The organism is Leptothrix sp. (in: b-proteobacteria) (genome assembly GCF_965250675.1).
Lineage (GTDB): Bacteria > Pseudomonadota > Gammaproteobacteria > Burkholderiales > Burkholderiaceae_C > Sphaerotilus.
In genome coordinates, this window is sequence record NZ_CBDFPH010000003.1 from 389,217 (window position 1) to 414,841 (window position 25,625).

The 25,625-nt window shown below is 69.8% G+C and carries 23 protein-coding genes and 1 pseudogene; 17 read left to right on the forward strand and 7 right to left on the reverse strand.

Annotated features, from left to right (window positions below; translation table 11 throughout):
• The first annotated feature begins 25 nt into the window (after positions 1-25).
• Positions 26-1,114 carry a phosphotransferase gene (locus AC5IG3_RS07345; protein WP_491905623.1) on the forward strand — a complete coding sequence of 363 codons (1,089 nt, stop codon included), beginning with the start codon at positions 26-28 and terminating at the stop codon, positions 1,112-1,114.
• Positions 1,115-1,145: 31 nt separating this feature from the next.
• Here AC5IG3_RS07345 and AC5IG3_RS07350 read toward each other — a convergent pair whose 3' ends face one another.
• From AC5IG3_RS07350 to AC5IG3_RS07380, 7 genes are all read right to left on the reverse strand, one after another.
• Complete coding sequence (locus tag AC5IG3_RS07350) at positions 1,146-1,973, reverse strand: hypothetical protein (protein WP_491905624.1); 828 nt, start codon at positions 1,971-1,973, stop codon at positions 1,146-1,148.
• Positions 1,974-2,077: 104 nt separating this feature from the next.
• Entirely contained in the window at positions 2,078-3,016 is a 939-nt protein-coding gene (locus tag AC5IG3_RS07355) for a transglutaminase family protein (protein ID WP_491905625.1), read from the reverse strand.
• 11 nt (positions 3,017-3,027) lie between these two features.
• Complete coding sequence (locus AC5IG3_RS07360) at positions 3,028-5,814, reverse strand: circularly permuted type 2 ATP-grasp protein (protein ID WP_491905626.1); 2,787 nt, start codon at positions 5,812-5,814, stop codon at positions 3,028-3,030.
• A 76-nt stretch (positions 5,815-5,890) separates the two neighbouring features.
• The gene (locus AC5IG3_RS07365) at positions 5,891-9,388 is read right to left on the reverse strand and encodes a transglutaminase family protein (RefSeq protein ID WP_491905627.1); all 3,498 of its coding nucleotides are present in this window, start codon (positions 9,386-9,388) and stop codon (positions 5,891-5,893) included.
• A 44-nt stretch (positions 9,389-9,432) separates the two neighbouring features.
• Entirely contained in the window at positions 9,433-10,389 is a 957-nt protein-coding gene (locus AC5IG3_RS07370; RefSeq protein WP_491905628.1) for an alpha-E domain-containing protein, read from the reverse strand.
• 41 nt (positions 10,390-10,430) lie between these two features.
• On the reverse strand, positions 10,431-11,864 hold the full coding sequence (locus AC5IG3_RS07375) for a circularly permuted type 2 ATP-grasp protein (protein WP_491905629.1): 1,434 nt from the start codon (positions 11,862-11,864) through the stop codon (positions 10,431-10,433).
• On the reverse strand, positions 11,861-14,302 hold the full coding sequence (locus AC5IG3_RS07380) for a DNA internalization-related competence protein ComEC/Rec2 (RefSeq protein ID WP_491905630.1): 2,442 nt from the start codon (positions 14,300-14,302) through the stop codon (positions 11,861-11,863). The genes AC5IG3_RS07375 and AC5IG3_RS07380 overlap by 4 nt, the downstream gene beginning before the upstream one ends.
• A gap of 137 nt (positions 14,303-14,439) precedes the next feature.
• Between AC5IG3_RS07380 and AC5IG3_RS07385 the strand changes: the two genes are divergently transcribed.
• The 16 genes and pseudogenes from AC5IG3_RS07385 to AC5IG3_RS07460 all read left to right on the forward strand — a co-directional run bounded on the left by AC5IG3_RS07385 (position 14,440) and on the right by AC5IG3_RS07460 (position 25,484).
• Positions 14,440-14,898, forward strand: a complete 459-nt coding sequence (locus tag AC5IG3_RS07385) for a RidA family protein (RefSeq protein ID WP_491905631.1) — start codon at positions 14,440-14,442, stop codon at positions 14,896-14,898.
• The gene (locus AC5IG3_RS07390; RefSeq protein WP_491905632.1) at positions 14,895-15,434 is read left to right on the forward strand and encodes a disulfide bond formation protein B; all 540 of its coding nucleotides are present in this window, start codon (positions 14,895-14,897) and stop codon (positions 15,432-15,434) included. Before AC5IG3_RS07385 ends, AC5IG3_RS07390 begins: the two co-directional genes overlap by 4 nt.
• A 169-nt stretch (positions 15,435-15,603) precedes the next feature.
• Positions 15,604-16,251 (forward strand): lytic transglycosylase domain-containing protein, encoded by a 648-nt coding sequence (locus tag AC5IG3_RS07395; RefSeq protein ID WP_491905633.1) that lies wholly within the window; start codon positions 15,604-15,606, stop codon positions 16,249-16,251.
• An 83-nt stretch (positions 16,252-16,334) separates the two neighbouring features.
• Positions 16,335-16,760: a type II secretion system major pseudopilin GspG gene (gspG, locus tag AC5IG3_RS07400; RefSeq protein WP_491905634.1), complete on the forward strand. Its 426-nt coding sequence runs from the start codon at positions 16,335-16,337 to the stop codon at positions 16,758-16,760.
• 12 nt (positions 16,761-16,772) lie between these two features.
• Entirely contained in the window at positions 16,773-17,921 is a 1,149-nt protein-coding gene (locus AC5IG3_RS07405) for a type II secretion system F family protein (RefSeq protein WP_491905635.1), read from the forward strand.
• Positions 17,922-17,926: 5 nt separating this feature from the next.
• A complete protein-coding gene (locus AC5IG3_RS07410; RefSeq protein WP_491905636.1) occupies positions 17,927-19,678 on the forward strand; it encodes a GspE/PulE family protein in 1,752 nt (583 codons plus the stop codon).
• Between the two features lies 1 nt (position 19,679).
• On the forward strand, positions 19,680-20,522 hold the full coding sequence (locus AC5IG3_RS07415) for a hypothetical protein (RefSeq protein ID WP_491905637.1): 843 nt from the start codon (positions 19,680-19,682) through the stop codon (positions 20,520-20,522).
• Positions 20,519-21,256 carry a hypothetical protein gene (locus tag AC5IG3_RS07420; RefSeq protein ID WP_491905638.1) on the forward strand — a complete coding sequence of 246 codons (738 nt, stop codon included), beginning with the start codon at positions 20,519-20,521 and terminating at the stop codon, positions 21,254-21,256. Before AC5IG3_RS07415 ends, AC5IG3_RS07420 begins: the two co-directional genes overlap by 4 nt.
• A 17-nt stretch (positions 21,257-21,273) precedes the next feature.
• Entirely contained in the window at positions 21,274-21,843 is a 570-nt protein-coding gene (locus AC5IG3_RS07425; protein WP_491905639.1) for a hypothetical protein, read from the forward strand.
• Positions 21,840-22,061, forward strand: coding sequence for a hypothetical protein (locus tag AC5IG3_RS07430; protein ID WP_491905640.1), 222 nt, complete (start codon positions 21,840-21,842; stop codon positions 22,059-22,061). The genes AC5IG3_RS07425 and AC5IG3_RS07430 overlap by 4 nt, the downstream gene beginning before the upstream one ends.
• Positions 22,003-22,437, forward strand: coding sequence for a hypothetical protein (locus AC5IG3_RS07435; protein ID WP_491905641.1), 435 nt, complete (start codon positions 22,003-22,005; stop codon positions 22,435-22,437). Before AC5IG3_RS07430 ends, AC5IG3_RS07435 begins: the two co-directional genes overlap by 59 nt.
• Positions 22,438-22,509: 72 nt before the next feature.
• Complete coding sequence (locus AC5IG3_RS07440) at positions 22,510-23,526, forward strand: STN domain-containing protein (protein ID WP_491905642.1); 1,017 nt, start codon at positions 22,510-22,512, stop codon at positions 23,524-23,526.
• Positions 23,486-23,935: pseudogene (locus AC5IG3_RS07445) on the forward strand (secretin GspD/PilQ domain-containing protein); the annotation flags it as partial. The gene AC5IG3_RS07440 and the pseudogene AC5IG3_RS07445, both read left to right, overlap by 41 nt.
• 61 nt (positions 23,936-23,996) lie before the next feature.
• The gene (locus AC5IG3_RS07450) at positions 23,997-24,560 is read left to right on the forward strand and encodes a secretin GspD/PilQ domain-containing protein (RefSeq protein WP_491905643.1); all 564 of its coding nucleotides are present in this window, start codon (positions 23,997-23,999) and stop codon (positions 24,558-24,560) included.
• A gap of 100 nt (positions 24,561-24,660) precedes the next feature.
• Entirely contained in the window at positions 24,661-25,344 is a 684-nt protein-coding gene (locus tag AC5IG3_RS07455) for a hypothetical protein (RefSeq protein WP_491905644.1), read from the forward strand.
• A complete protein-coding gene (locus AC5IG3_RS07460) occupies positions 25,341-25,484 on the forward strand; it encodes a hypothetical protein (protein WP_491905645.1) in 144 nt (47 codons plus the stop codon). Before AC5IG3_RS07455 ends, AC5IG3_RS07460 begins: the two co-directional genes overlap by 4 nt.
• The last annotated feature ends 141 nt before the right edge of the window (positions 25,485-25,625 follow it).

The following is a 25,625-nucleotide window of genomic DNA, read 5'->3' on the forward strand; positions in this document are numbered from 1 at the left end:
CTGACGACACCCAGGAACCCTCGCCATGAACTCCAGCACCTCGCAGAACGCCACGCCCTTCGATCTGGATGCCCTCGATCGCTACCTGAGCGAGCACCTGCCTGGTCACTCCGGACCGTTGCAGATCGAGCCCTTCCAGGGCGGTCAATCGAACCCGACCTACAAGCTCACCACGCCCGGCCAGACCTGGGTGATGCGCACCAAGCCCGGTCCGGTGGCCAAGCTGCTGCCGTCGGCGCATGCGATCGAGCGCGAGTTCCGCGTCATGCAAGCGCTGCAAGGCAGCGGCGTGCCGGTGGCGCGCATGGCGCTGCTGTGCACCGATGAAGCCATCATCGGCCGCGCCTTCTACCTGATGGAGTACGTCGCCGGCCGGGTGCTGTGGGACCCGACGCTGCCGGGCATGACGCCGCCCGAACGCACGGCGATCTACGACGAGATGAACCGCGTGCTGGCCGCGCTGCACAGCGTCGACGTGCAGGCAGTGGGCCTGGCGGATTACGGCCGGCCGGGCAATTACTTCGAGCGCCAGATCGGCCGCTGGAGCAAGCAGTACCTGGCCTCGCGCTGCGACGCGCTCGAACCCATTCCCGAGATGGAGCGGTTGATCGAATGGCTGCCCGCGCACATTCCGGCCAGCGCGCGCGACGAGCGGCTGGTGTCGATCGTGCACGGCGACTACCGGATCGACAACCTGATGTTCCACCCCACCGAGCCGCGCGTGCTGGCCGTGCTGGACTGGGAGCTGTCGACGCTGGGCCACCCGATGGCGGATTTCAGCTACCACGCCATGGCGTGGCGGATTGCGCCGGACGTGTTTCGCGGCATCGGCGGGGTCGACCTGGCGGCGCTGGGTATTCCGGCCGAGGCCGACTACATCGCGCGCTACCTGCAGCGCGTCAAGCTACCTCAGGGCCTGAGCCTGCAGTGGCCCGACCTGCGGCCGGACTGGAACTTCTACCTCGCCTACAACATGTTCCGCATTGCCGCCATCCTGCAAGGCATCGCGCGGCGGGTGGTCGATGGCACGGCGTCGAGCGCCCAGGCACGGGATGCAGCCGCAGCGGCCCGCCCGATGGCGGTGCTGGCGTGGCAGCACGCGTTGAAAGGCTGAAGGGCAAAGGGCCGAGCCGAAGCCGGCCGGCTCAGACTTCGATGTCGGTCGGCGGGCCGGCGTCGGGGATCGGCGTCAGGCTGGAATCGAGCGCGCTGGGTTGAAAGCCTGACTCGCCTTCCGCGCCGGGCGTGGCTTCCAGCGGGCCGAGTTGCGTCGGGGGCAAGCCCGCGAATTCGGTCGCGGGCGTATCGCTCGACTTGGCGACCGAGCGCAGGGCGCGGGCGGCCGCGCTTTCGGCCAGCAGGCGCACGCCTTCGAGCACGGTTTCGTCGATCGACGGCGCAGCGGTGCGCAGCAGCAGGTGGCCGCGCGCCACCATCAGCACCAGCGGAGCGTCTGCGGCCAGCCAGTGGCTCAGGGCCCGCGCCAGGCGGGTGGCCAGTTCGCCCTCCACCCAGCGCCGCGTGTAACCCGGGGACGAGCCGAGCACCGCATACGACGCCACCAGCGGCGCGTAGGCCGGGTCGATGGCCACGCGCTCGAACATCGCCAGCCAGCGGGCTTCCTCGGGCATATTGACATCGACCTGGGTCTGCTGGCCCTCGACCAGGCGCTGGTAGGCCTGGTTCTCCAGCTGTTCGGCCAGCCAGCGCGAGATCACCATCATCTCCAGCACCGCAGGCAGGCCGAGTTCGATGCGCACGCGCAACTCGCGCGGCCCCATGTAGTCGCGCTGCGACGGCCCCCATTCCATGCGCGCCGCGCGGCCGTTGAAGGCGTATTGCGCCACCACGCCACTGCCGTCGCGCACATGCTTGACGGTGTCGCCACGCCGCTGCGCCCAGACCGCGAACAGGCGCGTGTCGGGTGTTTGTGCGGCTTTGCCGCGCCATAAACGCTGGAATGATTCGAGCATGAGTCCGTGGTTTCGAATGGAGTGGGCTGAAAGCCCTCCCCTGCTTATCGACGCTTCGACGCCATGATTGAATTATTTACGACAGGTACGGATCAGGCCACTGATCAGGACGGCTCCAGCGGCTCCACCGTCACTGCAACGCGCGGCACAGCCTGTCCGCCACCGCGAATCACGCCACGCAACGGCGCCACGTCGGCGTAATCACGCCCCCACGCCACCGTGACATGGTCCAGGCCGGCGGGCACGTCGTTGGTCGGGTCCAGCGCCAGCCAGCCGTGCACCGGGCACCAGACATCCACCCACGCATGCGTGGCGTCCGAGCCGACCAGGCGCGGCTGGCCCGGCGGTGGCTGGGTCAGCAGGTAGCCGCTGACGTAGCGCGCCGCCAGCCCAAGCGAGCGCATCGCGCCGATCATGACGTGGGCAAAGTCCTGGCACACGCCCCGGCGCTGCGCCAGCGCCTCGGGCGCACGGGTGGCCACCGAGGTGGCGGCAGGCTTGTACTCGAAGCGCGTGTAGACCATCGTCATCAGCGCCAGCGCGCCGGCCAGCAGCGGCACGCCGGGCGTGAAGGCCTCGCGGCCGAAGGCAGCCAGCGCGGCGTCGTGCGGCGCGTAGACCGATGGCAGCACGAACTCCACCGCCGGCTCGCAGGCCACGCCGGCGCCGTAGCGCAACCGCTCGGCCACCTCTTCCCAGGCCGGGCTGGCCTCAGGCCGCAGGGCCGGACGGGGCTGCAGCTCGGCGACGAACACCGAGCGCACCCGCAGGCGCTCATGCACGGTGGCGTGGCTGAAGCTGGCGCGCCAGTTGCCCCAGGAATCGCGGCTCTGGTGCAGGCCGGTGGCCAGGTCGGGCGCGGGCGGCGGGGTGATCTCCAGCTGCCAGTCGCGCACATGCTGCCACGGCGTATCGCGCGGGCGCAGGTGCGCCAGGTGGTGTGCCAGCTCGACCTCGGCGCCGTAGTCGTAGCGGGTTTCGTGGTCGACGCGCAGCGTGCGGGTCGTCTTCGGCGCAGGGGGCGCGGGGGAAGCAGTTTTCAAGGGCGGGGTCGTCATTGCCACACCGTCCGGTCGGTGGCGCCGACGTGCGAGAACAGGTGTCGACTGATGTCATTGGACAGGCTCTGCGCCGCCTGGCTGCAGGTCAGCAGCTGGGCGGCCAGCGCCGCGTGGCCGCCTTCGGCGTTGACCGCGCACAGCTCGGCCAGCGACCAGTCCTGCGGCGCAGGCATGGCAGCGCAGATCGCATCGGACCAGACCGGATCGAGCCGGGCGAGCTTGCGCAGCCGCTCGCGCATGGTGCGCGCCACCCAGGCGAGCGAGCGCGGGTTGTCGGTGTCGAGCACCAGCAGGTGCAGCAGCGGCGGCACCTCGCGGCGGGCCTGGAAATGGGCGCGGTAGGTGATGGTCGAGTCGAACAGCGCCAGCAGCAGCGCGAAGCCGTCGTCAATGCGCTCCAGCCCGGCCGCGAAGCCCTGCGCCAGCGCGTGCGCCTGGGTGTCGAGCCGCTCGATCTGCCGGCCGACGCTCAGCAGCCGCCAGCCGTCATCGCGCGTCATGCGGTCGGTCTGCGCGCCGGTGATGGCCGAGAGCTGGATCGCCGCCCGGTTGAGCACCGCCAGCACGTCGCTCAGCGGTTCATGGCCGCTGGCGGCCAGCACGTGCTGCAGCTGGCGGGTGAACTGCGCATCCAGATCGGTGAGCAGCGACCAGTGCTCGGGCGACAGCCGCTCGCGCAGCGCCTCGGCGCACAGCCGCAGCGCGCGCAGGTTGTAGGCCACGCTGGTGCTGCGGTCGAGGTCGCCGAGCGAGTGCACCAGCGTGCGCTCGAACACCCGCGTGGCCTGGGCCGAACCGAGCATCGGCGACGGCACGCGCGAACCGATCAACCCATGCCGCCACAGCAGGCCCTGCAGCACTTCGAGCACCGGCGCGCTGGCGGTGGGCAAGGCTTCAAGCGTCAGGCGGGCCAGGCGGATGGTGTTTTCGGCCCGCTCGGTGTAGCGGCCCAGCCAGAACAGGTTCTCGGCCGCGCGGCTGGTGATGACGCGGCGGCTGTTGGCCAGGTCCTCGACCTGCAGCGGCCGCGGCAGCAAGGTGGTGGCATCGACCTCGCCCCGGGTCAGCACCCAGGTGTCGGTGCTGGCGCTGCCGCGCTGCATGGACAGGTAGACGTCGGTGCCGCCCACCGGACTGCTGGCCGCCGGGTGTTTCTTCGCCGGATGCTTGGCGGCGTCCTTGACGGCCGGTCCCAGCTTCTTTTGCGGTGCGGCCACGCGGGTCAAGCCGCCGGGCAGCACGCACCAGTCGCCATCGGCGTCGCGCAACGCGTAGACACGCAGCACCACCGGGCGGGGCTCGATCCGGCCTTCACTGCGGTGCTCGCACCAGATCGGCAGCTCCGAAGGCCGCACCGGCGCCATCAGCGTGTGCGCAGCCGGGTTGGCGTCGATGCGGGCCTGCCAGGCCTTGATCTCTGCGGGCGTGAGCGCGGCGCCCATCACCGGCTCGAAGGTCTGCGTCACGCTGCCGGCCGGGAAGGTCGGCACGATGACGAAGTCCGCCAGCGATTCGCGGTGGGTCGCCCAGACCGTGGCCTCGCCGCACCACCAACTGGTGGTGGCCGGCAGCAGCAGGTTTTCCTTGAGCAGGCGGCGCGACACGGCCGGCCAGAAGGCGGTCAGCCCGGGACTCTCAAGCACGCCCGCGCCGGGCAGGTTGGCCAGCAGCACGCCGCCGGCACGCACGGCCTGCACCAGACCGGGCACGCCCAGGGCCGAGTCGGGCCGCAACTCCAGCGGGTCGAGCCATTCGTCATCGACCCGGCGCAGCAGCACGTCCACGCGCTCCAGGCCATTGAGGGTCTTGAGGTAGACGCGCTCGTCGCGCACCGTGAGGTCGGAGCCTTCGACCAGCGTCAGGCCCAGGTAGCGGGCCAGGAAGACGTGCTCGAAGTAGGTTTCATTGCGCGGCCCGGGCGTCAGCAGTGCCAGCCGGGCCAGCGCGCCGGCCCCGCTGGCGCGCGACAGGCCATCGACCAGCGCGCGCAGCGCCGAGGCGATGCGCTGCACCTTCAACTCACGGAAGGCCTCGGGAAACTGCTGCGCAATCGTCAGCCGGTTCTCCAGCAGGTAGCCCAGGCCGGAGGGCGACTGGGCGCGGTGGCCCACCACCCACCAGTGGCCGTCCGGGCCGCGCGCCAGGTCCAGCGCCACCACGTGCAGGCCGTGGCCGCCGGGGGGCTGCACGCCGTGCATCGGCCGCAGGTATTGCGGGTGACCGTAGATCAGCGAGGCGGGCAGCAGGCCGTCGTGCAGCAGATGCTGCTCGCCGTAGATGTCTTTCAGCGCCGCGTCGAGCAGGCGGGCACGCTGGTTCACGCCGCGTTCGATGCGCGCCCATTCGTCCGGGCCGATCAGCAGCGGCAGCAGCTCCAGCGGCCAGGTGCGCGCCGTGTCGCTGCCGGGCGAGTGGACGTTGTAGGTGGCGCCGTCTTCGAGCACCTTGCGCTGCACCCGCGCACGCCGCGACGCCAGATCGTGCCAGCCGTCCTGGCCCGTGGCGGTGAAGAAACGCTGCCAGAGCGGGGCGAGCGTGGGGGCGACGGCTTCAGCGCCAGCCTCGGCATCAGGTGACGTGGCCACGTCAGGACCGGTCTCTGCCGCACCGGCTACCGAGTCGGTCAATGCAGCCGGGTTGAGCCGGCCGCGCAATTCGTCGTAGTGGCCGGGGCTGCCCGGCGCCGCCGCCAGAGCGGCCAGGCGGGCCGCAGCGTCCGCGGGGGCGGCTGCAGCCGCCTGAGGCGGAGTGTCTTCATCAGAGATCGGAAACGCATGCATGGCTGCATCATGCCTTGCGGCCCGCGGGGTGACCATGCGGAGTTGCCGCAGCAGCCACCCTCATCACGTCAGAAACTCAGGCGCGACGCAGGTCGAGCGTGAACGGGAACTCCAGGCTGCGCTCCGGCTGGCTCACTTCGATGCGGCCGATGCTGTGGCCCATCGAGAAGAAACGCGCCAGTCGACGGCTCTCGGCCTCGAACGAGTTGACCGGGAAGGTCTCGTAGCTGCGGCCGCCCGGGTGGGTGACGTGGTACTGGCAGCCGCCCATCGAGCGCTGCATCCAGCTGTCCACCAGGTCCACGGTGAGCGGTGCATGCACACCGATGGTCGGGTGCAGGGCCGACGCCGGCTGCCAGGCGCGGTAACGCACCCCCGCCACGTACTCGCCGACGCGGCCGGTGGGCTGCAGCGGCACGGGTTCGCCATTGACCGTGACGACGTGGCGCGGGTTGACCAGCCCGGTCACCTTGACCTCCATGCGCTCCAGCGACGAGTCGACGTAGCGCACCGTGGTGCCGGCGCCGCCCTCCTCGCCCATCACGTGCCAGGGTTCCAGCGCGGTGCGCAGGGTGACCTGCACGCCACGCGCCGAGACCTCGCCGACCTTGGGGAAGCGGAACTCGAAGTGCGGCGCAAACCAGTCGGCCTCGAAGCCGTAGCCGGTGAGCTGCATCTCCTCGATCACGTCGTTGAAATCCATCTGCACGAAGGTCGGCAGCAGGAAACGGTCGTGCAGCTCGGTGCCCCAGCGCACCAGCGGCGCGCGGTACGGCTCCTTCCAGAAGCGCGCCACCAGCGCGCGCAGCAGCAGCTGCTGCACGATGCTCATGCGGGCGTGCGGCGGCATCTCGAAGGCGCGCAACTCCAGCAGGCCAAGGCGGCCGGTGCTGCTGTCGGGCGAGTAGAGCTTGTCGATGCAGAACTCGCTGCGGTGCGTGTTGCCGGTCACGTCCACCAGCACGTTGCGCAGCGTGCGGTCGACCAGCCACGGCGGCATGTCGGCGCCGTAGACGGCGCGGTTGCGCTCGATCTGCTCCAGCGCGATCTCCAACTCGAAGACCTGGTCGTTGCGCGCCTCGTCGACGCGCGGCGCCTGGCTGGTCGGGCCGATGAACATGCCGCTGAACAGGTAGCTCAAGCTGGGGTGGTTGTGCCAGTAGCTCAGCAGACTGCCCAGCACGTCCGGACGGCGCAGGAAGGGCGAGTCGGCCGGCGTGGCGCCGCCCAGCACCATGTGGTTGCCGCCGCCGGTGCCGGTGTGGCGGCCGTCGAGCATGAACTTCTCGGCCGACAGGCGCGAGCGCCACGCCGCGTCGTAGAGAAACTCGGTGTGCTCGACCAGCTCGCCCCAGTTGTGCGCCGGGTGGATGTTGACTTCGATCACGCCCGGGTCGGGGGTGACCTGCAGCAGCTTCAGGCGCGGGTCGCGCGGCGGCGGGTAGCCTTCGAGCACGATCTGCACGCCCAGGTCGGCAGCCGTGGCCTCGACCGCGGCCAGCAGTTCCAGATAGTCCTCCAGCAGCGTCAGCGGCGGCATGAAGACGTAGAGCACGCCGGTGGCGGTGCCGACCGCTTCGGCCTTGGGGCCGTTGGAGCGGCGCGGATCACGGGCCTCGACGCACAGCGCCGTGCGGGTGATCCAGTGCGCGGACTCGAAGCGGCGTGGGTGCTGCGCCAGTTGCTCGGCGCTCAGGCTGGCCTGCGATGCAGGCGCAGAAGACGCTGCAGCGGTGGCCGATGCAGTGGGCTCGCCGAAGACATACGCACCTTCGCTCGGGCCGCCGGCGCCGGCCTGGACCGCCACCATGCCGCCTTCGGCAAAGCCACCGCCCGCCACGCGCGCGGCGTATTGCGAACGCAGGGTGGCCGCGTGCGGCAGCGCATCACGCGGAGCGAACGGGTCGTGTTCGATGTGGTACGGGTAGTCGCCCTTGCTGACCCAGGGGATCGAGTCGAGCGGCAGGCGGTAGCCCATCGGCGAATCGCCCGGGTGCAGGTACATGCGCTCATCGCGGAAGAACCACGGGCCGGTCATCCAGCGCGGGCCGCCGAGCAGGGCCTGCGGGTCGCGCTTGAGCGGCAGCACATAGCCGATCTCGGCCTCCAAGCCCTGATTGAAGACGCGGCGCAGGCGCAGGCGCTCCAGCTCGTCGTCAAGCTTGCTCTCGAACGGGTCGACGTTGACCGGCAGGCGGCGCTCGCGCCACAGGTAGTACCAGGTGTCCTCGTAGCCGGTCTGGATGTATTCGTCCGTCAGGCCGAGCTTGGCGCTCAGGTGCTTGATGAAGCGGTTGGCATCTTCGGCGGTGTACTGGTGCGGATCGCGCTCGTCGGCGAACAGGCTCGGATCCTGCCAGCACGGCTGGCCGTCGGCACGCCAGCAGATCGACAGCGCCCAGCGCGGCAACTGCTCGCCCGGGTACCACTTGCCCTGGCCGTAGTGCAGGAAACCGCCCTGGCCGTAGTGCTCGCGCAAGCGCTGCACCAGGTCTTGTGCATAGAGGCGCTTGGTGGGGCCGAGCGCGTCGGTGTTCCACTCTTCGCCGTCGCGGTCGTCGACCGAGACGAAGGTCGGCTCGCCGCCCATGGTCAGGCGCACGTCGCCGGCCACCAGTTCGGCGTCGACCGCCTCGCCCAGCGTCAGCACCTCGGCCCACTGCGCTTCGGTGTAAGGCTGGGTGACACGCGGCGATTCAAAAATGCGCGTGACTTGCATCAGGTGGCCGAATTCGACCTCGCACTCGTCGACCGCACCGCTGATGGGCGCCGCACTCGACGGCTGCGGCGTGCAGGCGACCGGAATGTGGCCCTCGCCAGCCAGCAGGCCGGAGGTCGGGTCGAGGCCGATCCAGCCGGCGCCGGGCAGGTAGACCTCGCACCAGGCGTGCAGGTCGGTGAAGTCGACCTCGGTGCCGCTCGGGCCATCGAGCGCCACCACGTCGGACTTGAGCTGGATCAAGTAGCCGGAGACGAAGCGCGCCGCCAGGCCCAGGTGCCGCAGCGTCTCGACCAGCAACCAGCCGGTGTCACGGCAGGAGCCCGACGCCTTGGTGAGCGTTTCCTCGGGCGTCTGCACGCCCGGCTCCATGCGGATGGTGTAGCTGACCTCGTGCTGCAGGCGCTGGTTCAGCGCCACCAGGAAGTCGATGGTGCGGACCTCGGTGAGGTCGACGCTGTCGATGAAGGCCTGGAATTTCGGCGTGGCGGGTTCGGCCACCAGATACGGCGCCAGTTCCTGCTTCAGCTCGTCTTCGTAGGTGAAGGGGAAGCTCTGCGCGCCCGGCTCCAGGAAGAAGTCGAACGGGTTGAAGACCGACATTTCGGCCACCAGGTCGACGGTGACCTTGAACTCGGTGGTCGGCTCCGGAAAGACCAGCCGGGCCTGGTAGTTGGAGAACGGGTCCTGCTGCCAGTTGATGAAGTGGCCTTCGGGCTCGACCTTGAGCGCGTACGACAGGACCGGCGTGCGGCAATGCGGCGCCGGACGCAGCCGCACGATCTGCGGCGACAAGCCGACACGTCGGTCGTACTTGTAATGGGTAACGTGGGTCAACGCGACGTGAATGGACACGAGTGGGCCTTGCTTGAAAGTGGAAGGTGGTCAGGCGCGCGCACTCAGTGCGTGGCCACCAGGAAGTCACGGCTGATGCCCGCGCCCAGATCGCCGACACGGTCGAGGAAATGGGTCAGGTAGGCATGCAGGCCGGTGGCCAGGATCTCGTCGATGCGGCCGTATTCCAGATCGGCCTTGAGCCGTCCGGCACGGCGGAGTGTCTCAGTCGATTGCTCGTTGGCGACCAGACCCAAGTTGGCGACCACCTCATGGGTGCAGGCGGCCAGCGAGCGCGGCATGTCAGGACGCAGGATCAGCAGCTCGGCCACCTTCTCGGGCTGGATGACGTTGCGGTAGACCTTGCGGTAGACCTCGAAGCCCGAGACCGAGCGCAGGATGGCGCTCCAGTGATAGAAGTCGTACTCCTGATCGCGGGCGTCGGCGGCGCCGTAGAAATCGCTCTCGACGGCATGGAACTTGACGTCCAGCAGACGCGCGGTGTTGTCGGCGCGCTCCAGGAAGGTGCCGATGCGGACGAAGTGCAGCGACTCGTCCTGCAGCATGGTGCCGACCTGCACGCCGCGTGACAGGTGCGAGCGGAACTTGACCCACTCGAACAGCGTGCTCGGGTCGCGTTCGAAGGCGCTGTCGCGCAGCACGTTCTTGAACTCCAGCCAGGTCTGGTTGGTGGTTTCCCAGACCTCGGTGGTGAGCGTGCCGCGCACGGCGCGGGCGTTCTCCCGCGCGGCGCGCAGGCAGCTGATGATGGACGACGGGTTGCGCTCGTCGCGCACCATGAAGTCCATCACCGCGCGGGCGTTGATGTCGCCGTAGCGGGTGGCGAAGTCGGCGCTCAGCTCGGAGATGTTGAGCAGGCCGCGCCAGCCGAGTTCGGCCACGGCAGCCGACTGCGGCAGCAGCGAGGTCTGATAGTTGACGTCGAGCATGCGGGCGGTGTTTTCGGCCCGCTCCATGTAGCGCGACATCCAGAACAGGTGGTCAGCGGTTCTTGAGAGCATTGATGTTTTCCTCCATCTCACAGTGTGCGGGGTGCGAGCCGTCAGGCTTCCAGCACCCAGGTGTCCTTGGTACCACCGCCCTGTGACGAGTTGACGACCAGCGAGCCTTCCTTGAGCGCCACGCGCGTCAGTCCGCCGGCGACCATCTGTACGTTCTTGCCCGAAAGCACGAACGGCCGCAGGTCGATGTGGCGCGGCGCGATGCCGGACTCGACGAAGGTCGGGCAGGTCGACAGGCTCAGCGTCGGCTGGGCGATGTAGTTGCTGGGGTTGGCCAGCAGGTGTTCGCGGAACTCGGCGATCTCGGCCTTGGTGGCCGCCGGGCCGACCAGCATGCCGTAGCCGCCGGCGCCGTGCACTTCCTTGACCACCAGCTCGTCCAGGTGGGCCAGCACGTACTTGAGGTCCTCGGCCTCGCGGCACAGGTAGGTCGGCACGTTGTTGAGGATGGGCTTCTCGCCAAGGTAGAACTCGATCATCTTGGGCACGTAGGCGTAGATCGACTTGTCGTCGGCCACGCCGGTGCCGATCGCGTTGGCGAGCGTCACATTACCGTTGCGGTAGGCCGACAGCAGGCCCTTGCAGCCGAGCGTCGAATCCGGCCGGAAGGCGAGCGGGTCGAGGAAGTCGTCATCAAGCCGGCGGTAGATCACGTCCACGCGCTTGGGACCGCGCGTGGTGCGCATGAAGACGTAGCCGTCCTTGACGAACAGATCCTGGCCTTCGACCAGCTCGACGCCCATCTGCTGCGCCAGGAAGGCGTGCTCGAAGTAGGCCGAGTTGTGCGCGCCGGGCGTGAGCACGACCACGGTCGGCTCGTTGACGCCGCCGGGCGAGACGCTGCGCAGGGTGTCGAGCAGCAGGTCGGGGTAATGCGCCACCGGCGCAATGGGGTGGCTGGCGAACAGGTCGGGGAACAGCCGCATCATCATCTTGCGGTTTTCGAGCATGTAGCTCACGCCGCTAGGCACGCGCAGGTTGTCTTCGAGCACGTAGTACTTGCCAGAGCCGTCCGGCTCGGCCGCGCGCACGATGTCGATGCCGCTGATGTGCGAATAGATGCCACCCGGCACATCGACCCCGATCATCTCGGGCCGGAACTGCGCGTTGCGCATGATCTGGTCGGCCGGAATCAGCCCGGCCTTGACGATTTCCTGGCCGTGATAGACGTCATGGATGAAGCGGTTGAGCGCGGTGACGCGCTGGCGCAGGCCTTTTTCCATCTCGCGCCATTCATGCGCGGGAATGATGCGCGGGATCAGGTCGAACGGGATCAGGCGCTCGTTGCCCTCGCCGCTGTCCTTGTCACCGTAGACCGCGAAGGTGATGCCGACGCGGCGGAAGATCATCTCCGCCTCTTCGCGTCGGTCTCGCATCAACTCGCGCGGCTGCTGCTGCAGCCAGCGGTCGTAACCTTGATAGTGCGCGCGCACGGCGGCATCGGCGGAGTGCATTTCGTCGAACATCGGTCTCATGGGGCGGCTTGGTCTAGGAATGGAGAAGCTTTAGCAAATTCAGGGCCCGACCCGGAAGTCAGGGGCGGACGATGCCAGTAACGGCGTTGTCGATCACGAACGCACCAACTTGAGGCATCGGCACTGCGCCAGTGCCAGGCCCCACACAAATCGGTGCGAACCACGCCAATATCGTGCAGATTCAGGCGCGCCACCACGTCCGGCGCCGGGTGTCCATAGCGATTGCGGTAGCCCGACTGCACCAAACCCCAGCGCGGCTGCACCGCGCGCAGCAAGGCGCTGCTGGACGATGTGCGGCTGCCGTGATGCGGCACCAGCATCACATCGGCGGCCAGATGCGCGCCATGGCGGCCGACCAGCGCGTGTTCCTGATCGCGCTCGATGTCACCCGTCAGCAGCAGCGTGCGGCGGCCATTGCTCACGCGCAGCACGCAGGACACGGCGTTGGACTTGGGCAGGTCGGGCGCGCGACGCTCCAACTCTGTCGGCACGGGGTGCAGGAACTCGAAATCGACGCCGTCCCAGCGCCAGCTCAAGCCATCGCCGCAGCCCTGGTACGGCGCCAGCGCACGCCAGGGGTGGCCGTCTTCCAGCGAGCCGGCCACGCGCACCACACCACCGCTGCGCACGATGGCCGCCGCGCCGCCGGTGTGGTCGCTGTCGCGGTGGGACAGCACCAGCAGATCGAGCGGGGCGCTGCCGCCGGCGCGCAGCAGCGGCAGCAGCACGCGCTCGCCGGCGTCGCTGTCGCGCGAGTACTGCGGGCCGGTGTCGTAGAGCAGCGTGCGCGAGGCCGTGCGCACCAGCACGGCGTTGCCCTGGCCGATGTCGGCAGCCAGCAGGTCGAATTCCGCCAGCCCAGGCCGCACCACCGCGGGCCAGATCAGCGGCAGCATCAGCAGCGGACCAAGCAGCCGCAGGCGCCAGGCCGTGGGCAACACGAACAACAAGGCACCCGCCACGGCCAGCGCCTGCGCCCACAGCGGCGCGGCGGGTGCGTTCCAGCTCGCCAGCGGCACGGTGGCGAGCTGGCCCAGCACGCTCATCAGCGCCTCCACCAGCCACGCGGCCAGCGGCCACAGCGGCGGCAGCAGCACGCCCAGCAGCGCCAGCGGCGTGATCACCAGCGTCAACGCCGGAATGGCGACGGCATTGGCCAGCAGGCCGATCAGCGAGACCTGCTGGAAGAAGATCAGCGTCCACGGCGCCAGTCCGACGCTGGCAACCCACTGGCTGCGCCACATCGCCTGCACTGCTGACGTGAGGCGGCCGCGCGGCGTAGCAGGGTCGAGTTGTGACGGCTCCGCGCCCACCGGCTCCGACACCATCAGCAACGCCACCGCCACGAACGACAGCCAGTAGCCCGGCTGCAGCAGCGCCCACGGATCGGCCAACGCCACCACGGCGGCGCAGCACAGCAGGATCAGCGGGCCGGGCCAGCGCAGGCCGGCGGCGCGCAAGGCGGTCAGCACCGCCAGCATCAGCACCGTGCGCTGCGCCGGCACGCCCCAGCCAGCCAATAGCGCGTAGGCCACCGCCGCCAGCAAACCGCCCCAGCGCGCAGCGTCCTGCGCCGGCAGCCAGTGCATGGCGCGCCGGCTGCGCCGCCACAGCGCCTGCACGGCCGCAGCGGCCACCCAGGCCAGCAGCGCAATGTGCAGGCCACTGACTGCCAGCAGATGCGCCGTGCCCGTGATGCGGAAGGTATCCCAGTCGGCGCGGTCGATCGCCGCCTGGTCGCCCACGATCAGGCCCGCCAGCACACCGGTGGCGGCCGTGTCGCCCAGGCGCTGCTGCAAGGCGCTGCGCAGGGCCTGGCGCCAGCGCTGGATGCGGTGCAGGCCGCTGTCGCCCAGCAGCATGGCGGCGCTGGAGTTGGCGCTGGCGCCGGCCGCGCGCACGCTGCCGGTGGCACGCACGCCTTGCTCGAACAGCCAGAACTCGTAGTCGAAGCCGTTCGGGTTCATCAACCCATGCGGCTGGCGCAGCCGCACGGCCAGGCGCCAGCGGTCGCCGGCCTGCACGTGGGGCGGGCGAGCGGCACTGTCGCCCTCAAAGCGGTCGCTGGCATACCAGCCCAGGCTGATGTGCCGGGGCAGATCGGCGCCCACTTGCAGTGGCTGGCCGTCTCGGCGGGCCTGCTCGACCTCGAACAGAAACCGCACGCCGTCGCGGCGCTCGGTGGGCAGGGAGCGGACCACGCCGACCAATTCCAGATCGACCCCCTCCAGCGCCGCGGGCAGTTGCTCGGCCAGGGTGGCCGCAGCACGGAGGCGGGTCAGTTCCCAGCCGAGCGTGGCGCCGAGTGCGGCGCAAACCACCAGACCGGCAGCAAGGGCCCAGCGCGTGCGCCAGATCCAGCAGGCGCCGGCGCACACCAGCCACGCGCCCAGCGCGATCCATGCCACAGCAGCCTCGCCCAGCACGGGCTGCTGCAATTGCCAAGCCGTACCTGCCAACAAGCCAAGGGTGACTGCGATCAGGATACGGACAGGCGCCATGGCAACCCAGTGGGCAAGAAGGGCTGCAGTGTAGGATGCGCGCGCCCAAGCACGGGCAACGGAGATTGATCTAAATGAGTATCCAAACGCGTCTCGACCAACTCGGCATCAGCCTGCCGCCCGTGGCCATTCCGGCTGCGGCCTACCTGCCCTTCGTGCGCAGCGGTAATCTGGTGTTCATCTCCGGCCACATCGCCAAGCGCGACGGCAAGCCCTGGGTCGGCCAGCTGGGCCGCGACACCGACACCGCCACCGGCCAGCAGGCTGCGCGCGCCATCGCCATCGACCTGCTCGGCACGCTGCAGGCGGCGGTGGGCGACCTGGAGCGTGTGCGCCGCATCGTCAAGCTGATGAGCCTGGTCAACAGCACCGGCGACTACACCGAACAGCACCTGGTCACCAACGGCGCGTCGGAGTTGCTGGTCGAGATCTTCGGTGCCGAGCGTGGCGCGCACGCCCGCAGCGCCTTCGGCGTGGCGCAGATTCCGCTGGGCGCCTGCGTCGAGATCGAGCTGATCGCGGAAGTCGAATGAAGTCCGCCGCCAGCACCTCGCAGCGCGCCCGCTGGGTCTGGCTGCTGATGGGCGCGGCCAGCCTGGGCGCCGTCGCCGGTGCGCTGTACGGCCAGCACAAGCTGGGCATGCAGCCCTGCCCGTGGTGCATCCTGCAGCGGCTGATCTTCATCGTGATCGGCGTGGCGTGCTGGCTGGCGGCGGCGTGGCCGGCGGTGCTGGCACGCTCGCCGCTGGGCCGCCTGGCGCGGGTGGGCAATGCGGTGCTGGTGACGCTGCTGAGCCTGGCTGGCGTGGCGACGGCGCTGTACCAGAACCTGGTGGCGTCCAAGTCGCCCTCGTGCAACCTGACGCTGGCCGACCAGATCGTGTCCGGTCTGGGACTGGACGCCCGCTGGCCCGAGGTCTTCGAGGTGCGAGCCTCCTGCGCCGATGCCGCCGTAGACCTGCTCGGCGTGCCGTTCGAGTTGTGGAGCCTGGCGCTGTTCGTGGTGCTGGCGGGCGCCGCGATCTGGCAGATTCGCGGGCACAGCGGCAAAAACAAATACGGCTTCTGACGTATTTTCTGACGCATCCACGGGGGATAAGCCCCTCGGATGCAGCCCGCAATGGCGGCGGCATGCCATGGATATGAAATACTTTTTGCATCCATTGCTGCGCCCGCCCATGCCGTTTTTCTGCCCCTGCCGTTCTTCTTATCTGTCCGGACTCCGGCCAGCCCTTGCAATGCTGGCGCTGTGGGCCGGCGGAGCGGGCACCCAGAATGCGCAAGCCCAGATCTATGTGGGCGAGGCCGACGGCGCAGTGCTGCTGTCGAACTTCGCCACGCCTGCCGCATCGCAAACGCTGGTGGCAGCGCCTGAAGAGATCACGCCGCTGCGCCCGGCCCAGACCCGCCAACCCGGCACGGCCTCTGCCGGGCCAGTGGCTGCGGCTTCCAGCACGATCCACACCCCGCAGCGCAGCGCGCCTCCGCTGCCTGCGGCGTTGAAGCCGATGTTCGATCGCATCGGGCGCGAACACGCCCTGCCGTCCGCCCTGCTGGCTGCAGTGGCCGCAGCCGAATCCGGTTTTGACGCCCGCGCGCTGTCGAACAAGGGCGCGCAAGGCTTGATGCAACTGATGCCCGGCACCGCGCGCCAGCACGGCGTGCGCCAGGTCTGGTCGCTGGAAGACAACCTGCGCGGTGGCGCGGCGCATCTGCGCGGCCTGCTGCAGCGGTTTTCGGGTGACACCACGCTCGCGCTCGCCGCCTACAACGCGGGGGAGCAGGCCGTGCTGCGCGCCGGCATGCGCGTGCCCGACTTCGAGGAAACCCAGCGCTACGTGCCCAAGGTGCTGGCCTGGCAGCGGGACTACGCACGCCGGAATTGACCGGGCGCGGTTCGGTCAAATTACACGTTCGGCATCCAATTCAGCCTTTTTTACGTACAAGGTCATTTTCCGTGTCTTCATTTATGAATCCCTCCCGTCGATATACCCGTCAATCTGGTTTCACCCTTCTGGAGTTATTGGTGGTGATGGTGATCATTGGTTTGCTGGCCGGCATCGTCGCGCCGCAGTACTTTGCGCAGTTGGGCAAGTCCAACACCAAAGTCGCGCGCGCGCAGATTGAAGCCTTTGGCCAGGCGCTGGATCAATACCGCCTCGACGTCGGCCGCTACCCCAGCACCGAGCAGGGCATCACCGCCCTGCGCCTGGCGCCACCCGACGCGGCGCGCTGGCAAGGCCCCTACCTCAAGCGCGACATTCCCGCCGACCCGTGGGGCCGCCCCTACCAGTTCCGCTCGCCCGGCGAACACGGCGAGTACGACCTCTTCACCCTCGGCAGCGACGGTCAGCCTGGCGGCGAAGGTGAAGCAGCGGACGTCAACTCGTGGTGAAGAAGACCCACCATGCCTGAGACCCCACGCCGCGCCGCGCCCGGCCTGCAGCCTGCGACCGCAGCCGCTGCCGGCTCGAACTGGCTCGCCAACGCGAGCCGGCTGGGGCGCGGTGCGACGCTGCAGAACGCCAAGCTCGATGAAGAGCAGTTCGCGCACGATCTGGCGCTGATGCTGCGCTCGGGCCTGAGCCTGCTGGAGGCGCTGCGCACCGTGGGCGAGCGCCAGCAAGGCGGCGCCGCGCTGGCGATGCAGCGGCTGCTGGAGTCGCTCAAGCGTGGCGAGCCACTGTCGGCCGCGCTGCTCGACAGCGGCCACTTCAGCACCGCCATGCTGGCCTGCGTGCGCGCCAGCGAACTCACCGGCGACCTGGGCGACAGCCTGACCCGCTTCGCCACCAACGCCGCACGGCTGCGCCAGTTGCGCAGCCGGCTGGTGTCGGCCTGCGTCTATCCGGGCCTGCTGGTGAGTGTGGCCGGGCTGGTGGTGCTGTTTCTGCTGATGTATGTGGTGCCGCGCTTTGCGCTGGTGCTCGAAGGCGCATCGGCCGAGATGGCGCCGCTCTCGCGCGTGCTGATCAACGTCGGCGTCAGCCTGTCGAAGATGCAACTGCCGCTGCTGCTCACGCTCGGCAGTGGCCTGGCGCTGCTGGGCTGGACGATCTGGCGCGCCATGGCCGCCGGCCAGCTCGGCCAGCTGATGATGCGGGTGGCCGGCAAGCTGCCGTGGCTGCGCGGGCTGGTGCGCACCTACGGCCAGGCGCAGCTGGCGCGCACCGGCGCGATGCTGGTGCGCTCGGGCGTGCCGGCGCTCAAGGCGCTGGGCATGTGCCGCGGCCTGTTGTCGCCGTTCGATCAACCCAAGCTCGACCGCGCCCTGGCCGCCGCCACCGCCGGCGCATCACTCGCCCCTGCACTGCATGAGACCGGCCTGGTCGACACGCTCGGCCTGCGCGTGCTGCGCGTGGCCGAGCAGACCGGCGCGCTCGATGTCGCGCTCGACCGTCTCGCCGACGTGCACGACGCCGTGGTCGAACGCGCACTGGAGCGCCTGACCCGCGTGATCGAACCGGTGCTGATGCTCACCATCGGCACCGTCGTGGGCGGCATCGTCGTGCTGATGTACCTGCCCATCTTCCAACTCGCCGCGAGCATACGTTGACCCCCATGGAACCCACGCGCGACGAGGCCGACGCCGAAGCAGCCCCCACCTACGAAGTCCAGGACGCTGCCAGCAGCCTGCTGCAGGAGCAGATGCGCGCCATCGCCAAGCGCCTGAACGCGCGCTTCGAAGCCGACACCCGCGTCGACTCGACCGCGCTTGCTCCCGTGCGCGAAGCCGCCTACCGGCGCTGGCTCGGCCAGGCCAGCGGCATGCTGCTGGGCGACCTGCGCCAGGCGCGCACCGAACTGGCCGATTTCACCGTGATTCCGTTCGCGCAGGGCCAGCGCCGGCTGTGCGTGGCGCTGCGCCGCAATGACCAGGCGCTCGACCTGGTGCTGGCCGACCCGTTCGACCGCAGCACCCGGCTGTGGATGGAAGCGCGCCTGCGCGAGGCCGGCCACCCGGTCACACGCTGGTTCGTCACGCCGATGGCCGACCTGCAAGCCTTCTACGGCCGGCTGGAGCGTGAAACCCGTGCGCTGCAGGCCGACGCCGGTGGCAGCCGCGACGGCGCCCAGTCCGGCGAGAGCAGCACGCTCGAACTCTCGCTGGCGCAGATCAGCACCGACGAGAGCCCCGTGGTGCGCTTTCTCAACGGCACGCTCTACGACGCGCTGCAGGCGCAGGCCAGCGACATCCACCTGGAGTCGACCCCGCGCGGGCTGGTGGTCAAGTACCGGCTCGACGGCGTGCTGCAGGGCGTGAGCCGCCCCGAAGGACGCGACTTCGCCGACCGCGTGATCTCGCGCCTGAAGGTGCTGGCCGACCTCGACATTTCCGAGCGCCGCGTGCCGCAGGACGGCCGCCTGAAGCTGTCGCGTTCGGGGCGCGAAATCGACGTGCGTGTCTCGATCATGCCCAACCTGCATGGCGAGGACGCCGTGCTGCGCGTGCTCGACCGCTACCAGCTCGCTGCCGACCAGCAGCTGTCGGTCGACCACCTCGGCTTCGATGAGCCGTCCGCCGCCTTCATCCGCCGCCAGGCGCAAATGCCCTACGGCCTGTTCCTGGTGACCGGGCCGACCGGCTCGGGCAAGACCACCACGCTCTACGGCGTGCTGTCGGAGATCCACACCGGCCAGGACAAGATGATCACCATCGAAGACCCGGTCGAGTACCAGCTCAACGACGTGCTGCAGATTCCGGTCAACGAGGCCAAGGGCCTGACCTTCGCACGCGGCCTGCGCTCGATCCTGCGCCACGACCCGGACCGCATCATGGTCGGCGAAATGCGTGACGCCGAGACCGCCCAGATCGCCGTGCAGGCGGCGCTCACCGGCCACCAGGTCTATGCCACCGTGCACGCCAACAACGTCTTCGACGTCATCGGCCGCCTGTCGACCATGGGCGTCGATCCGTACAACCTGGTGGCCGCACTCAACGGCGTGGTCGCCCAGCGCCTGATGCGCATCAGCTGCCCGATGTGCGTCGAACCCGAGCGCCCCAGCGCCGAGCTGATCGCGCTGAGCGGCCTCAGCCCCAAGGTGTTCGACGACGGCTGGCGCTTCATGCGCGGCATGGGCTGCAGCCACTGCCGCGGCACCGGCTACAAGGGCCGCCGCGCCATCGCCCAGACCTTGACCATCGACCTCGACATGAAGAGCCTGATCGCCGAACGCGCCAGCCCCGCCGCGCTGCGCGCCGCCGCCGAGCGCAAGGGCCTGACCACCCTGCGTCAGGCCGCCCTCAACCTGGTGCGCACCGGCATCTCGACCCTGGAGGAAGCCAATCGTGTCTCTGCGGTTCAGGAGTGAGTTGCGACTCGAATTGCACCGGCGCAGCTGTCTGGCCGAAGTGCTGAAGCCCGGCTGGTCCGGCACGCCGCGCATCACGGCCAGCGGCTCGGGCGACGGCGCGGGTGCGCTGAATGCCGCCATCTCGGCGCTGCGCCTGGCCGACGTGCACGACCTGCCGGCGCGGGCGCGGCTGATCGTGGCCGATGAGTACCTGTACTACCTGCTGCTCGACGAAGACCTCGACTGGGCCGAGGCCGAGCAGGAAGCCCAGTCGCGCCTGTCCGAGGCGCTCGGCCTGACCGACCTGCGCGTGCAGGTGCTGCCGCTGGCCGGCGGCCGGCGCTGGCTGGCCGCGGCCATGACCGAGAGCGACCTGGCCGCCTGGACCGAGGCGCTGACGCTCGCCGGCGTCTCGATCGGACATCTGCACGCCGCACTGGTCGAAGACCTGCGCCACCTGACGCCGCAGATCCCCGAGGACGACGCCGTGCTCGCGCTGCTGCGCGACGAAGGCATGTCGCTGGTGCGCCTGAGCGAAGGCCTGCCCGTGAGCCTGCACTGGGAGCGCTTCGATCCGGGCGACGTCGTCACCATGGAACAGCGCCTGCGCGCCTTCGTGCGCGACAGTCGCCCGGAAGAGCGCGCCAGCGAATGTGTCGTCTACCTGCTGCCGCACAGCAAGGCGCTGTGCCGCTACGTCTGGTCGCCACGCTCGCGCCGCGGCCTGGTGCCGTCGCCCGCCGGCAGCGCCAAGGGCAGCAGCGCCTTGCCGAAAGAATCTGGCCGGACCCGGGACGATCCGGCCTCGACCCTGTCCGGCCCCGTCACCGAGCCGCCGCGCCTGAACGGAGTCGCGCCATGAAGCGCCTGAACCGCCTCGACTTCATGCAACGCCGGCCCACGCCGTGGGCCGGCTGGCTGATCCTGATCGCCGGTCTGGCGCTGCTGGCCACCGCTGCGCTGCCACTGTGGGAACAACAGCAAGCCCAGCTGGAGCGCGAGCAGCGCCTGGCAGCGCTGACCTCTGCGGCGCCCGGTGCCCGTTCCACCCGCATCACCCCCACCGGCGACAAGCGTGAACAGGCCCGCACGCAAGAACTGCTGCAGCGTCTCAACGCGCCGTGGGGCGAGCTGTTCGCGGTGCTGGAACAGCACGCCAGCAGCGAGATCGGCCTGCTGCAGGTCGAGCCTGACGCGCCGACCCGCCAGCTGCGCCTGACCGCGCTGGCACGCAACCTCGACAGCATGGTCGCCTGGCTGCGCGAACTGCAGGGCGACGCCCGCCTGGCCGACGTGCTGCTGCTGCAACACCAGACCGAGGAGCAGACCCCCGGCCAGCCGATCCGCTTCCGCGTGACAGCCCAGTGGCGTGCCGCGCCGGCCCCGCTCGCAACGCCTGCCGCGCCGCCGGCAGTGATGCCCGCACCCACACCCACATCCCTCCCCGCGCCGACCCCCTCGGCCGAGGCCTCCCCCAAGCCCCTGATGGCGTTCGCGATGGCGGGTGACGCCGTGCCCACGCGCGCCACCGTCAAGCCAGAAGCCGCCACCATGTCCCCCGCGGACCAAGTGCGCAGCGCCGGAGGCCCGCGATGACCCCGAGCGACCGCACCGTGTCCGACACCCTCCCCAGCCATCCGTCGCCCTGGCGGCCGCTCAAGATCCTCTGGCAGGCACGCCTGGGCCGCCCGGCGCTGCTCGGGCTGGTGCTGCTGCTGATCGCCGCCGTGCTGACGCTGGTCGTTCGCCCGCATCTGGAAGACCGTGGCCGCGAGCTTGATGCGCGCATCGACGCCGCCATGCGCCGCTCGGCCCAGCAAGCCAAGGCCGCAGCGCCCGCCCAACGCGTGACCCGACCGCAGGACGAGTTGCCGGAATTCACCCAGCGCAGCGCCGACCTGATGACGCTGATCAGCCTGGCGCGCCAGAGCCAGGTCGAGCTGCCGCGCGCCGACTACAAGCTCGAACCCGTCAGCGCCGGCGACGGCGGCCTGGTGCAGTGGCACGTGCAATTGCCGGTGCGCGGCAGCTACACGCAGCTGCGCCAGTTCGTCGCCAGCATGCTCAACGGCCTGCCGCACGCCGCGCTGGAGAACCTGCAGATCGAGCGCAGCGACACCCAGCAGTCGGTGCTGCAGACCACGCTCGACCTGAGCCTCTACTACCAGGGGAGCGGCTCGTGAGCGCGCGCCGCCCGGTCCTGCTGGCGGTGGCCGCCGTGGTGGGCGCCTGGTCGCTGTGGATCGTCACCGCCGGGGAAGACGACAGCACCGTGGTCTCGGCAGCCGAACGCGCGCCGCGCGCTGCCGTGCGGCCCAACGAAATCAGCCCCACCTCAGGCCGTGCCACCCGGCACCGCCAAGGCCACGACAGAAGACCCGGCGCCGGCCACCCCCGCTGAGCGCGAGTTGCGCTTTGCCGCAGCCACTGCCAAGACGACCAACGCCTTCAGCGTGCGCGACTGGCTGCCCCCGCCGCCGCCGGCACCCAGGGTCGTGGCGGCACCGGCGCAGGCCGTGGTCGCGCCGGTCGAGGCCGCACCGCCGCCTCCGCCGCCGCTGGTGCTGCCGTACCGCTTCATCGGCATGCTGGACGACCCGCAGTCGAGCGCCCAGCGCGTCTTCCTGGCCATCGGCGAGAAGCTGATCGTCGCCAGCACCGGCGAGGTGCTCGACGGTGGTTTCCGCCTCGACGCCATTCGCGCCACCGAACTTGTGTTCACCCACGTGCAGCAAGGCAGAACCGTGCGCCTGCCGCTTGCCGGAGCCCCCTCGTGATGCCCTCCTCGATCCCCCTCCCCTGCCCTGCGCCGCGGCCTGTCGGCACTGGCCATCGCCTGCACCGTTCTGTTGACCGGCTGTGCCGCCCAGCGGCTGCATGAAGACGGCCTGCAGGCGCTCAACGACGGCGACACCGGCGTCGCGCTGCAGAACCTGCGCAAGGCCAGCGAACTGGAGCCGGGCAACGCCCGCTACCGGCTGGACTACCTTTCGCAGCGCACGCTGGCGCTGCAGTCGCTCAACACCCGCGCCGACGAAGCCCGCAACGCCGGCCGCAGCGACGAAGCGCGTGGCGCTCTACCGGCAGGTGCTGCAGATCGACAACGGCAACGAGCGCACGCTGCGCGGCCTGCAGTCGCTGCAGGACCGCGCAAGCGCGCGGCCCTGGTGGAACAGCAGGTCGAGCGCAGCCTGGAGGCCAAGCAGGCCGAACAGGCACGCGACCAGGTCAAGCGCGCCCTGCGCGACCTGCCTGGCCAGCCGCTGCTGCTGGCGCTGATGAAAAAGGTCGACGACCAGATCGAGGCCGAGCGCGCCGAGCGCGAGCGCCAGAGCGGCCTGCAGGCCGCCTTCAAGCGCCCGGTGACGCTGCAGTTCCGCGACGCCAACGTCCGGATGGTGTTCGAGGCGCTGTCGCGCACCTCGGGCGTCAACATCATCCTTGACCGCGACGTGCGCGCCGACCTGAAGACCACCATCTACGTGCAGAGCGCGTCGGTCGAGGACACCATCGACCTGATCCTGCTGCAGAACCAGCTCGACAAGCGCGTGCTCAACGGCAACACGCTGTTCATCTACCCGGCCACGCCCGCCAAGCAGCGCGAATACGCCGAGCTGAAGGTGCGCAGCTTCCAGCTCAGCAACATCGAGGCCGCGCAGATGGCCTCGATCCTGAAGGACCATGCTCAAGACGCGCGACATCGTCACCGACGTGCGCACCAACAGCCTGGTGATGCGCGACACGCCCGACGCCATCGCCGTGGCCGAAAAACTCATCGCCGCCAACGACGTGGCCGACCCCGAGGTGATGCTCGAAGTCGAGGTGATGGAGGTCTCCGCCGACCGGCTCACCAACCTGGGGCCTGAAGTTTCCGGAGTCCTTCAGCCTGGCCACGCCCGACCGACGGCCGCCACGCTGGGCGCGCTGCGCGGCCTGACCGGCAACGACCTCAGCGCCAGCGGCCTGAGCCTGGGCCTGAACCTGCTGCTGCAGGACACCGACACCAACATCCTGGCCAGCCCGCGCATCCGCGTGCGCCACAAGGAAAAAGCCCGCATCCTGGTCGGCGACAAGGTGCCCGTCATCACCAACCTGATCTCGCCGCAGCAGAACGGCGCCAACTCGGTCATCACCGGCTCGATCCAGTACGTGGACGTCGGCATCAAGCTCGAAGTCGAGCCGCAGGTCTACACCGACGGCGACGTCGGCATCAAGATCAACCTGGAGGTGAGCAACATCTCCAAGACCATCACGACCCAGTCGGGCGTGGCCTATCAGATCGGCACCCGCAACGCGACCACCTCGCTGCGCCTGCGCGACGGCGAAACCCAGGTGCATGGCCGGCCTGATCAACGACCAGGACCGCAACACCGCCAGCAAGCTGCCCGGCCTGGGCCAGCTGCCCGCGCTCGGCCGGCTGTTCACCAGCACCAACGCCAACGGCAGCAAGAGCGAGATCGTGCTGTCGATCACGCCGCGCATCGTGCGCGCCCAGGTCACGCCCGAGGGCCGCTACGGCGAGGTCTGGAGCGGCACCGAACAGCTGGTGCGCGAACGCCAGCTGCGCATCGACCCCGCTGGTGAGCGTGCGCACCGGCACGACCCCAGCGGCCGACTGCAGCCGGCAACGCGCCAACCACGATCCCCGGCGCCTTCAAGCCCGGTAGCGTGCCACGCACGCCGGCCAATCCTGCCGCCAACCCGGCGGTCAGCCCTGCCGCCAGCAGCCCCACGCTGGGGCTGCCGCAGGCCCGACCCCAGGCAGGCCGGGTGCCGCTGGACGCCGCACCGGCACACCACTGTACCTGCTGCTGCACCGACGCCCAGCTGCCGCGCCGATCCCCGACAGCCGTCGCACCGGCAGACGCTGCGCCCGCCGAAGCGGTCACCGGGAGACTGAGCCCATGCGCAGGCCGGGACAGGCGGGACGGGGCTTCAACGCTGATCGAGCTGGTCATCACGCTCGCGCTGCTGGGCGTGCTGGCGATGGGGCCGCGCCGATGGCCGAAGTGGCCGTGCAGCGCAGCCGCGAGCAGGCGCTGCGCGAGGCGCTGCGCGAGATTCGCACCGCGCTTGACCGCCACAAGCGCGCCGCCGACCAGGGCCAGATCAGCCGGCAGGCGGGTGATTCCGGCTACCCGCAGAGCCTGGACGTGCTGGTCAACGGCGTGCCGTTGGTGGGCGACAAGGACGGCCGGCGCCTCTACCTGCTGCGCCGCCTGCCGCGCGATCCGTTCGCCGACCCAGAGCTGAGCGCCGTGCGCAGCTGGGGCCAGCGCAGCTACGCCAGCCCGCCGGACGCGCCACGCTCGGGCGAGGACGTGTTCGACGTCTACTCCCGCCACCCCGGCAAGGCCTCAACGGCCAGCCGTACCAGGAATGGTGACGCGCATGCAACGCTCAACCTGCAGGCGCGCCTCGCGCGGCTTCACGCTCATGGAACTGGTGGTGGTGATGACCCTCATCGGCCTGCTGCTGACCATTGCGCTGCCGCCTACATGGATGCGCTCGACCGCGGCAAGCAGCGGGTGCTGGAGCGCAACGTCACGCTGATGCGCGAAGCCATCGACCAGCACTACGGCGACCTGGCCGCTACCCGGAACAACTGCAGGACCTGGTCACGCGCCGCTACCTGCGCGCGATTCCGCCCGATCCGTTCACCGAGACCACCACCTGGGTGGTGATTCCGCCGCAAGACCCGGCGCTGGGCGGCGTGATGGACGTGGCCAGCACCGGCCAGGACACGGACGGCAAGCCCCGCACCGTGCGAGGCAACGGCACGCCGGCGCCAGACGCCAACGCCGAGCCACCGGCGGATCGCTGAAAGCCCTGCATGAAGCTGACCTCCGCCCCACGCCGTGGGCGCCGTGATGCTGGGCTTCCTGGTCCTGCTGGCGGCCAGCGGCTGGACCTGGTGGTGGAGTGGAGCCAGGCTGCCGCCCACGCCCGCCAGCGCGCCGACGAG

Coding starts and splice junctions, on each gene's coding strand:
- AC5IG3_RS07345 (WP_491905623.1), top strand. CDS start 26: ATGAACTCCAGCACCTCGCAGAACGCCACGCCCTTCGATCTGGATGCC.
- AC5IG3_RS07350 (WP_491905624.1), bottom strand. CDS start 1,973: ATGCTCGAATCATTCCAGCGTTTATGGCGCGGCAAAGCCGCACAAACA.
- AC5IG3_RS07360 (WP_491905626.1), bottom strand. CDS start 5,814: ATGCATGCGTTTCCGATCTCTGATGAAGACACTCCGCCTCAGGCGGCT.
- AC5IG3_RS07370 (WP_491905628.1), bottom strand. CDS start 10,389: ATGCTCTCAAGAACCGCTGACCACCTGTTCTGGATGTCGCGCTACATG.
- AC5IG3_RS07375 (WP_491905629.1), bottom strand. CDS start 11,864: ATGAGACCGATGTTCGACGAAATGCACTCCGCCGATGCCGCCGTGCGC.
- AC5IG3_RS07385 (WP_491905631.1), top strand. CDS start 14,440: ATGAGTATCCAAACGCGTCTCGACCAACTCGGCATCAGCCTGCCGCCC.
- AC5IG3_RS07390 (WP_491905632.1), top strand. CDS start 14,895: ATGAAGTCCGCCGCCAGCACCTCGCAGCGCGCCCGCTGGGTCTGGCTG.
- AC5IG3_RS07395 (WP_491905633.1), top strand. CDS start 15,604: ATGCTGGCGCTGTGGGCCGGCGGAGCGGGCACCCAGAATGCGCAAGCC.
- gspG (WP_491905634.1), top strand. CDS start 16,335: ATGAATCCCTCCCGTCGATATACCCGTCAATCTGGTTTCACCCTTCTG.
- AC5IG3_RS07405 (WP_491905635.1), top strand. CDS start 16,773: ATGCCTGAGACCCCACGCCGCGCCGCGCCCGGCCTGCAGCCTGCGACC.
- AC5IG3_RS07410 (WP_491905636.1), top strand. CDS start 17,927: ATGGAACCCACGCGCGACGAGGCCGACGCCGAAGCAGCCCCCACCTAC.
- AC5IG3_RS07420 (WP_491905638.1), top strand. CDS start 20,519: ATGAAGCGCCTGAACCGCCTCGACTTCATGCAACGCCGGCCCACGCCG.
- AC5IG3_RS07450 (WP_491905643.1), top strand. CDS start 23,997: ATGGCCGGCCTGATCAACGACCAGGACCGCAACACCGCCAGCAAGCTG.
- AC5IG3_RS07455 (WP_491905644.1), top strand. CDS start 24,661: ATGGCCGAAGTGGCCGTGCAGCGCAGCCGCGAGCAGGCGCTGCGCGAG.